Raw genomic sequence first — 11,946 nt, 5'->3', positions numbered from 1 at the left:
TGATGTCGCGGCCCGGTCAGGCCGCCTTGACGGCCGAGATGTCGAAGCTGAGCTTGACCTTCTCGCCGATCAGCACGCCACCGGTCTCCAGTGCGGCGTTGTAGCTGAGGCCCCAGTCGGTGCGGTCCAGCACGGCCGCGCCCTCGAAGCCGACCCGCTCGGCGCCGTAGGCGTCGGTGGCGCTGCCGGTGTAGTCGAGGTCCAGCACGATCGGCCGGGTGGTGTCCTTGATGGTGAGCTCGCCCGTCAGCCGGTAGGAGTCGCCGCGCAGGCGCTCGGCGGAGGTGCTGCGGAAGCGGATCTCCGGGTAGGTCTCGGCGGCGAAGAAGTCGCCGGTGCGCAGGTGCTCGTCGCGCTGGGCCTGGTTGGTGTCGATGCTCGACACCTGGATCACCAGCTCGGCGCTGGAGTTGTGCGGGGCGGTGCCGTCCAGGTGCAGCTTGCCGACGTACTCGGTGAAGCGGCCCTTGACGTTGGTGACCATGGCGTGGCGCACCGAGAAGCCGACCTCGCTGTGGGTGGTGTCGATGGCCCAGTCGCCGGTGAGGTGGCCCAGGTCCGGGCCGGCCGGGGCCTCGGCGACGGCGGTGGTGGTCGCGGCGGTGGTGGTCTTGGTGCGGTTGAAAAGGCCCATGGCTCCTCCTCGGGTCCGAAGCCATTTGTTTAGGCTTCAACTTGTTGGCTCCACCATAGGGCGGTTTCGTTCAAAGTTCAACCATGGCGGTGGGGCGGCTCGCAGAACCACCCGGACGGCGTAGTGCCGCCGCCCTCCCGCAGGCGTCCTCCCGCCGGCGCCTTCCGCCGCCGCCCTCCCGCCGGCGCCTTCCGCCGCCGCCCTCCCGCCGGCGCCTTCCGCCGCCGCCCTCCCGCCGGCGTCCGCATGCCGTGGGGGTGTCGGCCACGGTGGGTATCGTCGCCCCCGGTCCGGCCGTGCGGCTTGACCCTCGACCTGGTCGAGGCCCCAGAGTCCCGGACATGGAGAGCGACCTGCGCAGCATCGGCGAACTGGCCCGCGACAGCGGCCTCGGCGTCAGCGCGCTGCGGTTCTACGACGGCGCCGACGTGCTCACCCCCGCCTGGGTCGACCCGCTGACCGGCTACCGCTGGTACGCACCCGGCCAGCTCGCCGACGCCCGGCTGCTCTGCCGCCTCCGGCGGGTGGGCCTGCCGCTGGCCGACATCCGGGCCGTACTCGGCGCGGAGCCCGGCTCCGGCGCGGCCCGGCGGGTGGTCGACGCGCACCTGCGCCGGCTGGAGGCCGGCCTCGCCGACGCGCGCCGGGAGCTCTCCCTGATCCGCACGCTGATCGACCAGAGGGAGAACCCCGTGACCGCCGCCCCCGTCTCGCGCACCTTCACCGTCCCCGCCCGCGAGCTGGCCGAGGCCCTCGGCGCGGTTCGCTTCGCGGTCGGCATCGACCCCGAACTGCCGGTGCTGTCCGGCGTGTTGTTCGATCTGGACGGCGGGCTGCTGCGGCTGGTCGCCACCGACCGGTACCGGATGGCGCTCGCCGAGGTCCCGCTGGTCGACGTACCCGCGCCGGAGGGGCCGTCGGCGGACGCGCCGGACGCGATCGCCGCCATCGTCCCGACCGCCCTGGTCGACGGCATGCGCGCACTGCTGGGCTCCGGCGCCGCACGGGCCGAACTGACCCTCGGCGCCGGACCGGTCCGGGTCGAGACCGGCGGCCACCGCATCGAGGGCGCCGCCCTCGACCACGACTACCCCGACTACCGGTCGCTGGTCCGGCTGGACCCGGTCCACCGGGTCGGTCTGCCCGCCGCCGAGCTGCGCGGCGCCGTCGAGTCCGGCGCCACCCGCAGCCTGCCCTCGGGCCCGCAGGGCGAGGCCTGCGAGGTCACCGTGCTCACCCTCGGCGGGGACGGGCGGCTCACCGTCGCCGCCGACGGCGATCCGGCCCCCGGGGACATCCGGGTGGCCGTCAACCGCGACTTCCTCCTCGACGCCCTTCCGGCCGCCGGCCCCGAGCAACTCGTCCTCGAACTCACCGGCCCCATCGGCCCCCTGGCCATCCGCACCGCCGGTCGTGACGGCACTTTCTCCATCCTGATGCCGATCCGGGTGCCGGACGCCGTCTGATCCGACGGTGCCGGCCAGGGTTGCCGGTCGCCAGCCTCGGCCGGATGGGGAGCACCGGCGGTTTCGACGCATCCTGGGCAGCCCTCGCACCCGCCGCACGGCGCTGCCTGGAACCGGCCCACCGCTCCTGGCTCGACGGAGGGCTGCCGGTGGGCGCGGTGCTCGCCGACGCCGACGGGGTGATCGTCACCGAGGGCCGCAATCGCGCCCACGACCCACCGGGCGGCGCGGACCCCCTCCAGGGCGCCCCGCTCGCGCACGCCGAGCTGAACGCGCTCGCCCGGGCCCGCACGCCTTGGGACCTCGCCGTCCACACCCTGTGGAGCAGCCACCAGCCGTGCGGGATGTGCGCGGCGGCCCTCGCCTTCACCGGTGTCGGCACCGTCCGGTACCTCGCCCCGGATCCGTGGGCCGTGGGCGCCGGGCGGGGTGCCGAGGTCGCCACCGCCGGTCCGGGCTGGGCGGAGGTGGTGGCCAACCTGCTCTTCCTCGCCGACGCCGTCCGTGTCGGCGGCCCGGACCACCGCACCGTTCGCACCGCCCTGACCGGCGATCCCCGGACGGCCCGCACCGCCCGCCTCGCCGTCGAGGTCGCGGCGCGGTCGGGCGGCGACCCTGCCGACTCGCGCGCCGACTCGCCCGAAGACTCCCTGGCGGGCTTCCTCGCCCCGCTCTGGCTCCGCATCACCCGAGCCGCCGCCTGAACCGGTGCCAGGTGCCCGGCGCCCGGCGCCCGGTGCCGGGCCACCGTCGGGCCTGACGTCCCGCCCGCCGGCCTGAGAGGATGACCGGAGCCCGTACGAACGACTACAGGGGTGGGATCATGACCGTTCTGCTGCTCGGGGCACTGGTGCTCGCCGTCGGCGGGTGCGTCTGCGTGGTGTGGGCGGAGCGCGGTGGCCCCCACTGGGTCCGCGTGGTGGCGACCGTGACGCTCGCCGCGGGTGAGCTGCTGCACCTCGCGCGAAGGAGCCGCCGCCGGAGCATCAACCGGTCCAGCGGGGGCGGCGACTAGGAAGCACGTCGGCAGGCCCCCGCCGGCGGCGGCTTGCCCGACCGCCTCGCACGGCCGCCGCGCCCGACCGCCTCGCACGGCCGACGGGGCGGCGCACGCCGACGCGGTGTCGGTGTGCGCCGCCCCGGAGCGGGACGACCTGCGGGTGGCGCCCGGGTCCTGCTCCGCTACTTCGGGTCGCGGGTGAAGAGCGACTTGGACCAGAAGTAGCCGAGGACGGCGAGGCCGAGGCACCAGCCGACGGCGAGCCAGCCGTTGTGGCCGATCCCGGTGCCGAGCAGCAGGCCGCGCAGCGTCTCGATGGCCGGGGTGAACGGCTGGTACTCGGCGACCGGCTGGAACCAGCCCGGCATGGCGTCGACCGGCACGAAGGCGCTGGAGAGCAGCGGCAGGATCATCAGCGGCATCGCGTTGTTGCTGGCCGCCTCGGCGTTCGGGCTGGACAGGCCCATCCCGACCGCGATCCAGGTGAGCGCCAGGGCGACGAGCGTCAGCAGTCCGAACGCCGCCAGCCACTCCAGGGCGCTGGCGTCCGTCGACCGGAACCCGATGGCCACCGCGACGGCCCCGACCAGGGCCACGCTCATCATGCACTGCAGCACGCTGCCGACGACGTGCCCGATGAGCACCGACCCGCGGTGGATCGCCATGGTGCGGAAGCGGGCGATGATGCCCTCGGTCATGTCGTTGGAGACGGACACCGCGCTGCCGATCGTGGTGCCGCCGATGGTCAGCAGCAGGATCCCCGGGACGAGGTACGCGAGGTACTCGGACCGGTCCGCCCCGCCGGCCCCGATGCCGGCGCTCATCACATCGCCGAAGATGTAGACGAAGAGCAGCAGCAGCATCACCGGCGTGAGCAGCAGGTTCAGGGTGAGGGAGGGGTAGCGGCGGGCGTGCAGCAGATTGCGCCGCAGCATCGTGGACGAGTCGCGCACGGCGAGGCTGATTGCGCTCATCGGACTGCCTCCTTGGTCTGGCCGGGGATGGTGCCGGCGTCGGTGAGGGCGAAGAACACGTCGTCGAGGTCGGGGGTGTGGACGGTGAGTTCGTCGGCCTCGATGCCGGCGGCGTCGAGCCGGTCGAGGACGGTGCGCAGGTCGCGCTGGCTGCCGTCGCTGGGGATCTGCAGGGCCAGGGCCTCGTCGTCGCGGGTGGCGTCGTGCAGCGCGGCGCCGGCCGACCGGTAGGCGGCCGGGTCGGTGAAGCGCAGGCGTACGTGTCCGCCGGGGACGAGGCGCTTCAGTTCCTCGGCGGTGCCCTGGGCGGCGATCCGGCCGTTGTTGAGTACGGCGATGCGGTCGGCGAGTTCGTCGGCCTCGTCCAGGTACTGGGTGGTGAGGAAGACGGTGACGCCGTCGGCGACCAGTTCGCGGATGATTCCCCACATGTTGTGGCGGGAGCGGGGGTCGAGGCCGGTGGTCGGCTCGTCGAGGAAGATGATCCGCGGGCTGCCGACCAGGGTCATGGCGATGTCGAGTCGGCGCTTCATGCCGCCGGAGTAGGTGGAGGCGGGCTTCTTCGCGGCCTCGACGAGGTCGAAGCGCTCCAGCAGCTCGGCGGTGACCCGCCGCCCCTCGCGCCGGGACAGGTGGTGCAGGTCCGCCATGAGGAGCATGTTCTCCTCGCCGGTGATCAGCCCGTCGACGGCGGAGAACTGGCCGGTGACGCCGATCGCGGCGCGCACCCCGTCCGGTGACGTGGCGACGTTGTGGCCCGCGACCTGGGCCTGCCCGCCGTCGGCGGTGATCAGGGTGGAGAGGATCTTCACGGCGGTGGTCTTGCCGGCGCCGTTCGGCCCGAGCAGCGCGAACACGGACCCGGCCGGGATGTGCAGATCGATGCCGTCGAGGACGGTCTTGTCGCCGTAGGACTTGCGCAGACCGATCGCGGAGACGGCGGCGGGAGCCTGCGGACCGCCGCTCCGCCTGGACGTGGGCATGACAGACGAAGGCATGGAGCCCTCCCGTTCGAAGGCTGACGTGGGTGGAGGAGTCGGTGGGTTCTGGAGTCCGCGGCTCAGGACTTGGCGCGGAGGATGTCGATGTTGCCGTGCTTGGTCCGGGCGCGGACCTCGACGGTGTCCTCGGCGTTCTCCGGGGCCTCGGCGGCGGAGAGCGTGTTGCGCACCTGCCCGGAGCCCGAGGTGACGTCGAGCCAGGCGGCCGTGCCCTCGCGGATGCCGACCTCGATGGCCCCGTAGGAGGTCTCCAACTGGACCTTGCCGCGCGCCACGTCGCCGACCCGCAGGGTGCCGTGGGCGGTGGTCGCGGTGACCGAGCCCTCGGCGCGCCGGATCTCGATGTCCCCGTTGGCGCCACTCACCCGCAGGTCGCCGATCGCCGCGCCGACGGTCGTCGTGCCGTGCGAGTTCTTCAGGACGGCGGCGCCGTCGACGACACCGACCCGCATGCTGCCGGAGCTGGTGGTGATCTCGGTGGCGCCCTCGATCCGGTCCACGGTGATCGAGCCGTGCGACGCGATCAGGTGGAGCGGCCCGGTCGTGTCGAGGCGGACGTCGCCGGAGGTGGTCTTCACCCGGACCTCGCCGAGCCGGCCCTCGCCGAGCACCTGGGTCCAGGCGCCGGTCATGTCGATGCGCGAGCCCGTGGGCAGCTCGACCGTCACGTCGACGATGCCGGGGCGGCGGAGCGAGTTGCGCTGCTTGGGCGTCCTGACGGTCAGGGTGCCGTTCGCGCAGGTGACCTCGGTCTGCTCGGAGGCCCGCACGTCCTGGTCCTTCTTCGGGTCGCGCGGCCGCACCTCGACGACGGTGTCGAGGCGGTCCGCCGCGGCGAAGCGGATGGAACCGGCCTCCACGTGGGCGGTGACGGAGATCGGCTCGGGAGTGTCGAAAGAAGGCATGGCTGTACCGTCCTCTTGGGTCTCAAAGGCGTCCCCGCTGGTGGGACGTGGTGGGTGAGTGACGTGGTGCCGGTGGGGGCGTGGTCAGCGCACCCAGCCCGTGATGCTCTGTCCGATGGTCTGGGTCCTGCCCGCCGGCCGCGGACGCGCGCCGCCCTCGACCGCGGCCGACACGGCCCGCACCAGCCACGCGTTGACCGACAGGCCCTCGCGGCTCGCGGCCTCCTCGGCACGCGCCTTGAGGTGGGCCGGCAGTCGCAGATTGACGCGGGCGGTGCCACCCTCGTCGCCGTCGGCGGGCCCCTGTGCCTGGAGGGGTTCGACGGGCGCGGCCGGCTCCGTGAGGGCGCCGCCGCTGGAAGGCGGCAGTGTCACCACGAAGTCGGGGTCGAGCCCTCGCAGCCGTACGTCGACCGAGCCGGGGGCGAGTTCACGGGTGATCTCGTCCATCGCGGCGGAGAGCACGTTGAGCATGGTCAGCCGGGTCGCCGACTCCAGGGGGGCGGTGAGCCTCTCGGCCAGCTCGCGGGCTTCGTCGCCGCCGGCCTCGGCGGCCACCGCGAGTTCGCGGCGGAGGGTGTCGATATACGGCGTGAGGTCCATGGCGCCATGATGGCACCACAATGGCTCCACTTGCAAGTACTGGGGTGGCATTGCGGTGTCGCCGTTCGTAGATAACGTGCTGACCTGCGCAAACGCGTCGGTGCCTACGCGGATGGCTGTGGTGCCAGATGCGCCAGTGCGCCTTCGGGGGCAGTGAATGGCACCAAGTGGCGCCAGCTGGCACCGGGTGGCGCCAAGGCGTGGCACCCGGCGTCGCAAGGCGGTGGGGGCTCCCGTCGACGCCGCGTTTGCTGCTGTTAGCACCGTGCTTGCATTTGCAAGCACGGTGGGGCAGGGTGGGCGCATGGCCTCACTGAACGTCGGCTCGCTGGGCGAGTACATCCGCGAGCAGCGGCGGAACGCGCAGTACTCGCTGCGGCAACTGGCGGAGGCCGCCGGCGTGTCCAATCCCTACCTCAGTCAGATCGAGCGAGGGTTGCGCAAGCCGAGCGCGGAGATCCTGCAGCAGATCGCCAAGGCGCTGCGGATCTCGGCGGAGACGCTGTACGTCCAGGCCGGGATCCTGGAGGAGCGGCGGGGTGAGGGCCTGGAGCTGCGGGCCTCGATCCTGGCCGATCCGCTGATCAACGAGCAGCAGAAGCAGGCGCTGCTCGCGGTCTACGACGCCTTCCTCAAGGAGAACGCCGCCCGTAAGGACACGGACGCGGCGCCCGACGACCCCGAAGCCGACGGCCCGACGGCCGCCGGCCCGGCAACCTAGACACGGGAGGACCGGTCATGCCGATCACGGACGAGATCAAGAAGACCCTGAGCGACCCGACCCCGCTCTACGCCCTGGCCGGCGCGGGCGACCTCGCCTACGAGAAGCTGCGCGAGGTGCCCGGAAAGGTCGAGGCCCTGGCGGCGGACCGCAAGGGCGCGCAGGACAAGGCGAGCGCCAAGCTCCAGGAGGCGCAGGCCAGGCTGGTCGAGGCGCAGGCGAAGGTCGCGGGCACCGTCACCACCCTGCCCACCGACCTCAAGGTGCTCCAGGAGAGGGCGCAGAGCTTCGCCCTCCAGCAGGTCGGCCGCGCGGTCGAGCTGGCGGTGAAGGCCAAGGAGGCCTACGACGAGCTGGCCGAGCGCGGCAAGGGTGTCGTCGAGCGGGGCGGTCCGGCCGACGCGGTCGAGCCCGGGGCGGCGCGGTCCGCGTCGGAGCCCGAGCCGGTCGAGCCCGAGCTCGTCGAGGCCGAGCTGATCGAGGACGAGGAGCCGGCCGCCGAGCCCGCGCCGAAGAAGGCCGCCCGCGCCAAGAAGACCGCCGAATAGCACCGTCACCGCCGCAGTCCGGTGGGGAGCGGGCTGCCCGGGGCACATCCGGTGACCTCGGGACGTTGACACCGTGGCGGACGGTTCGCCGTGCCAGGATGGGCGGCGGCCGAGACGCCGGAGCCGAGACGCAGAGGAGACCGCGATGGGCGGAGTGGCTCAGATCCTGGGCTTGGACTACCTGAACCCGTTCTGGTGGCTGGCCGTCGCCATCCTGGGCTTCAAGCTGTTCGCACTGGTCGACGCGGCCACCCGTCCGGAGGACGGCTACCGGGCGACGGACAAGAAGACCAAGGGCTTCTGGCTGGCCGTCCTGGGCATCGCGTTCGGGCTCGATCTGCTGTTCGGGGCGAACTTCCTGACCAGCTTCCTGACCCTGGGGGGCCTGGTGGCCGCGATCGTCTACATGGTCGACGTGCGGCCGGCGATCCGGGAGCTGACCAACCGGGGCGGCGGTCGGGGCGACCAGCGCAACATGGGCCCGTACGGCCCCTGGTAGGGCGTTCGACGTGGCAGGGCCGGGCCCCGGTGCTCGCGGTACGGATCCGCGAGCACCGGGGCCCGCCGTTGTTCCCCCCGGTGCTCCTCCCGGTGCTCCTCCCGGTGACCGGCCGGGCGCCTCAGCCCAGGATCAGCTGCACCGGATTGCGTTCCAGTAGCAGTACCGCGACGTCGTCCGTCAGCGCGCCGCCGTTCAGCTCCTCGACCTCGGCGATCGCGCTGTCGATCAGGCGGCCCCTGGTCAGCCCGGCGGACTGGTGGTCGCCGACGAGGTCGGCCAGTCCGTCCTGGCCGAGGCGGCGGGAGCCGGCACCGACCCGGCCCTCGATCAGCCCGTCGGTGTAGAGCAGCAACCGCCAGCCGGGGCGGAGTTCGAGCCGGTGCGCCGGCCAGACGGCCTGGCCGTCGTCGCAGGGCAGCAGGCCGAGCGCGGGGCCGGCCGGGTCGGCCGGCAGTGTCACCGGCTTGTGGTCCGCGCCGAGCAGCAGGGGAGCGGGATGCCCGGCGAGGTAGAGCCGGGCCTGTTCGACGGCGCCGAGCGAGTCGAGCTCGCCGGTCGCGGTGCCGGGTTCGATGACCAGCATGCAGAGCGTCGCGAAGATCTCGTCACTGCGCCGCTCGTGCTCCAGGACGTGCTGAAGGGTGGTCAGCAGCGCCTCGCCGGTGAGGCCGGCGAAGACCAGGGTGCGCCACGCTATCCGGAGCGCGACCCCGAGGGCCGCCTCGTCCGGACCGTGGCCGCAGACGTCCCCGATCACCACGTGGACGGTGCCGTCGTCGGTGCGGACGGCGTCGTAGAAGTCGCCGCCGAGCAGGGCGCGGCGCCGGCCGGGGCGGTAGCGCCGGGTGAAGGAGAGCCCGGCGCCGTCCAGCAGGGGCGTGGGCAGCAGGTGGCGCTGGAGGCGGGCGTTCTCCTGGCCGCGCAGCTCGGCCTCGACCAGCCGGCGCTGCGACTCGTCGGCGCGCTTGCGCTCGACGGCGTACCGCAGGGCGCGGGCCAGCAGCGGACCGTCCGTCTCGTGCTTGATCAGGAAGTCCTGGGCCCCGGCGGCCACCGCGGCGGCTCCCAGCTCGGCGCCGGCGGCGTCGGTGAGCACCACGACCGCGGTGTGCGGGGCCCGTCGGAGCAGCTCGTGCAGGCCCTCCAGGCCGTCGGAGGCGTCCGAGGGGTGCGGCAGGTCGGCGGGGGCGGCCAGGTCGAGCAGGACGCAGCTGAAACTGCCGGCCCTGGGGCGTCCGCGTCTGCCCCCCGAGGTACCGGCGGCCAGCAGCTCGGAGGCCTGCTCCAGGCCGCGGGCCCAGTGGATCTCGATCGGGGCGCCGCTGTCGGCGACGGCGGCCTTGAGCAACTGGGCGTCGGAGGCGTCGTCCTCGATCACCAGCAGCTTGAGCGGGGCGGCGGACGGTACGGCGGGCGAGCTGCCGCCCGTGGAGGCGTCCGACCGGGGGTGGGGTATCGGCGGAGTCGCGGTGGCGGGACCGGCCGACTGCTCGGTGGAGGCGGGCCGGGTGCGGGCGCGGTCGGAGAGGGCGCCGCCGAGGGCGCCCAACAGGTCCGCGGCACCAGGTGCCCGCCCGTCTCCCGTTGCGGGCATCGACTGATCCTCCTTTTCCCCGAGTGCGTAACGGTCGGCGCCCGTCCGCAGTGCCCGCCTGGCACTCTGCGCCGGGGAACTTCTCGCGACCATAACGTGACTCCGGGGATTTCTTCGGCCGCCCGGCGCCGTTGTGGCTCTTGCCACGCCGGTGACGGTGCGGTGAGTGATGGGGTGACGGGGACAGGGGCGACGGCCGGAGCACGCACCGGCGAGCTCCGGGACGGACGACGGAGGGCGGACATGACGGTGACACGGATCACCCTGGTCGAGGGTGACATCACGGAACAGCAGGTGGACGCGGTGGTGAACGCCGCCAACTCCTCCCTGCTGGGCGGCGGTGGCGTGGACGGTGCGATCCACCGCAAGGGCGGGCCGCAGATTCTGGAGGAGTGCCGAAGGCTTCGGGCCTCGCACTACGGCAAGGGGCTGCCCACCGGGCGCGCGGTGGCGACCGCGGCGGGGCGGCTGCCGGCCCGCTGGGTGATCCACACGGTGGGGCCGGTCCATCTGGCGGAGGAGTACGACAAGAGGGCCGAGCAATTGGCCTCGTGCTACCGCGAGTCGCTCCGGGTGGCGGTGGAGCTCGGCGCACGCACGGTGGCCTTCCCGGCGGTGTCGGCCGGGGTGTACGGGTGGCCGCTGGATGACGCGGCCCGGATCGCGCTCGGTACCGTCGCGGCCGCGAGGTCGGGGCCGGCGCGAGAGCTGGAGGAGGTGCGGTTCGTGCTGTTCGGGGCGGAGGCGTACCGGACGTTCGAGCGGGAGTGGCGGGCGTCGGGGCTCGACGGGGAGCGGTCGCCGGGGCAGGAGTAGGAGGAATCCGAGGGGCAGGAGCAGGAGGGCCGGCCGCGAGTGCCGGGGCGGTGGCGAGTCGGCGGAGAGGGGCTGGAGAGAGGAGGTGGGGGAGGGGCTGGAGAGAGGGGCTGGAGCGGGGCGAAACGCGGGGTCGGAGGGGTGGGACGGGAGGCGCCGGCCGAGTGCCCCCATCGTGGCGTGACGAGGCGTCAACACGCCAGAGGTATTCGATAACTCGTTCGAGTGAATCCCTGGGCTCGCTCACCCGATCCTGCCCGGGCCCGGCAGGGCCGCCTACGGGGCGAGCGCCGTCCAGGGGACGGTGACCTCGCCCTGCCGCCACCGCCCGCGCGCGTCCACCAGCGGCCAGCTGCCCGCCAGCGCCGTGCACGCGGCCACCCAGCGCTGCCGGGCGCCGAACGCCCCGTACGGCGCCGCCGCCGCCCAGGCGCGGTCGAAGTCGGCGAGGAAGGAGTGCACCGGCCGGCCCGGCACGTTGTGGTGGATCAGCGCCTTGGGCAGCCGTTCGGCGAGGTCGGAGGGGAGCCCGAGGCCGCCCAGCCGGGCCGCGAAGGTCACCGTCCGGGGGCCCTCCGGCCCGAGCGCGACCCAGACGTGCCGCCGACCGATCTCGTCGCACGTCCCCTCGACCAGCAGGCCGTCCGGTGCCAGCCGGGCCCGGAGCCGGTCCCAGACCCCGGCCACCGCCGACTCGTCGTACTGCCGCAGCACATTGGCGGCCCGGATCAGCTGGGCCGGCGCACCACCGTCCAGCGGCACCTCGAAGCCGCCGCGCCGGAAGGTGAGCAGCGGCGGTTCGGCGTACGGCAGCGCCGCCGCGACCCGCTCCGGCTCGATCTCGATCCCCACCACCCGGACGTCCGGCCGCACCGTCCGCAGCCGCCCGGAGAGCTCGACGGCCGTCCAGGGCGCGGCGCCGTAGCCGAGGTCGACGGCGACCGGAGGGCGGTCGGCGGACCGCAGCGCGGGCCCGAGGGTGTGGGCGATCCAGCGGTCCATCCGGCGCAGCCGGTTGGTGTTGGTGGTCCCCCGCGTGACGGTCCCCACCGGACGCCCGGCCCGCCCGCGGGCGGGCGCGGTCGCGGAGTCGAAGAAGGCGGCCATGCCCAAAAGCGTACGGGGAACCCCCGGCCGCCCACCTCGCCCCCCGCACCGTCCTCGCCGGCCCACCGCGACCCG

14 protein-coding genes are annotated in these 11,946 nt (G+C 73.7%); 7 read left to right on the top strand and 7 right to left on the bottom strand.

The window, feature by feature from the left end; translation table 11 throughout:
- Positions 1-16 precede the first annotated feature (16 nt).
- On the bottom strand, positions 17-634 hold the full coding sequence (locus ACWDRR_RS30200) for a YceI family protein (protein WP_449775412.1): 618 nt from the start codon (positions 632-634) through the stop codon (positions 17-19).
- Positions 635-975: 341 nt separating this feature from the next.
- Here ACWDRR_RS30200 and ACWDRR_RS30195 point away from each other — a divergent pair, with 341 nt between their 5' ends.
- The 3 genes from ACWDRR_RS30195 to ACWDRR_RS30185 all read left to right on the top strand — a co-directional run bounded on the left by ACWDRR_RS30195 (position 976) and on the right by ACWDRR_RS30185 (position 3,115).
- Positions 976-2,100, top strand: coding sequence for a DNA polymerase III subunit beta family protein (locus ACWDRR_RS30195; RefSeq protein ID WP_449775411.1), 1,125 nt, complete (start codon positions 976-978; stop codon positions 2,098-2,100).
- A 44-nt stretch (positions 2,101-2,144) separates the two neighbouring features.
- Positions 2,145-2,804 carry a nucleoside deaminase gene (locus ACWDRR_RS30190; protein WP_449775410.1) on the top strand — a complete coding sequence of 220 codons (660 nt, stop codon included), beginning with the start codon at positions 2,145-2,147 and terminating at the stop codon, positions 2,802-2,804.
- A gap of 119 nt (positions 2,805-2,923) precedes the next feature.
- The gene (locus ACWDRR_RS30185) at positions 2,924-3,115 is read left to right on the top strand and encodes a hypothetical protein (protein WP_449775409.1); all 192 of its coding nucleotides are present in this window, start codon (positions 2,924-2,926) and stop codon (positions 3,113-3,115) included.
- A 167-nt stretch (positions 3,116-3,282) separates the two neighbouring features.
- Here ACWDRR_RS30185 and ACWDRR_RS30180 read toward each other — a convergent pair whose 3' ends face one another.
- From ACWDRR_RS30180 to ACWDRR_RS30165, 4 genes are all read right to left on the bottom strand, one after another.
- On the bottom strand, positions 3,283-4,074 hold the full coding sequence (locus ACWDRR_RS30180; RefSeq protein ID WP_449775408.1) for an ABC transporter permease: 792 nt from the start codon (positions 4,072-4,074) through the stop codon (positions 3,283-3,285).
- Positions 4,071-5,057, bottom strand: a complete 987-nt coding sequence (locus ACWDRR_RS30175; RefSeq protein ID WP_449775407.1) for an ATP-binding cassette domain-containing protein — start codon at positions 5,055-5,057, stop codon at positions 4,071-4,073. The genes ACWDRR_RS30180 and ACWDRR_RS30175 overlap by 4 nt, the downstream gene beginning before the upstream one ends.
- Before the next feature lie 77 nt (positions 5,058-5,134).
- A complete protein-coding gene (locus ACWDRR_RS30170; protein ID WP_449775406.1) occupies positions 5,135-5,980 on the bottom strand; it encodes a DUF4097 family beta strand repeat-containing protein in 846 nt (281 codons plus the stop codon).
- 84 nt (positions 5,981-6,064) lie between these two features.
- A complete protein-coding gene (locus ACWDRR_RS30165) occupies positions 6,065-6,583 on the bottom strand; it encodes a hypothetical protein (protein WP_449775405.1) in 519 nt (172 codons plus the stop codon).
- Positions 6,584-6,887: 304 nt separating this feature from the next.
- Between ACWDRR_RS30165 and ACWDRR_RS30160 the strand changes: the two genes are divergently transcribed.
- The 3 genes from ACWDRR_RS30160 (at position 6,888) to ACWDRR_RS30150 (ending at position 8,351) form a co-directional block, all read left to right on the top strand.
- A complete protein-coding gene (locus tag ACWDRR_RS30160) occupies positions 6,888-7,304 on the top strand; it encodes a helix-turn-helix domain-containing protein (RefSeq protein WP_360634307.1) in 417 nt (138 codons plus the stop codon).
- A gap of 17 nt (positions 7,305-7,321) precedes the next feature.
- Positions 7,322-7,852 (top strand): hypothetical protein, encoded by a 531-nt coding sequence (locus ACWDRR_RS30155; protein ID WP_449775404.1) that lies wholly within the window; start codon positions 7,322-7,324, stop codon positions 7,850-7,852.
- Positions 7,853-7,997: 145 nt separating this feature from the next.
- The gene (locus ACWDRR_RS30150; protein WP_449775403.1) at positions 7,998-8,351 is read left to right on the top strand and encodes a DUF2516 family protein; all 354 of its coding nucleotides are present in this window, start codon (positions 7,998-8,000) and stop codon (positions 8,349-8,351) included.
- 121 nt (positions 8,352-8,472) lie between these two features.
- Here ACWDRR_RS30150 and ACWDRR_RS30145 read toward each other — a convergent pair whose 3' ends face one another.
- A complete protein-coding gene (locus ACWDRR_RS30145) occupies positions 8,473-9,948 on the bottom strand; it encodes a PP2C family protein-serine/threonine phosphatase (protein WP_449775402.1) in 1,476 nt (491 codons plus the stop codon).
- Between the two features lie 243 nt (positions 9,949-10,191).
- Here ACWDRR_RS30145 and ACWDRR_RS30140 point away from each other — a divergent pair, with 243 nt between their 5' ends.
- Entirely contained in the window at positions 10,192-10,764 is a 573-nt protein-coding gene (locus ACWDRR_RS30140) for an O-acetyl-ADP-ribose deacetylase (RefSeq protein WP_449775401.1), read from the top strand.
- 276 nt (positions 10,765-11,040) lie between these two features.
- Here the strand turns inward: ACWDRR_RS30140 and ACWDRR_RS30135 are convergent, their stop codons facing one another.
- Positions 11,041-11,871: a class I SAM-dependent methyltransferase gene (locus ACWDRR_RS30135; protein WP_449775400.1), complete on the bottom strand. Its 831-nt coding sequence runs from the start codon at positions 11,869-11,871 to the stop codon at positions 11,041-11,043.
- Positions 11,872-11,946: the final 75 nt, after the last annotated feature.

It is taken from the genome of Kitasatospora sp. NPDC003701, assembly GCF_053587085.1.
This window is presented reverse-complemented; position numbering and strand designations above follow the sequence as displayed.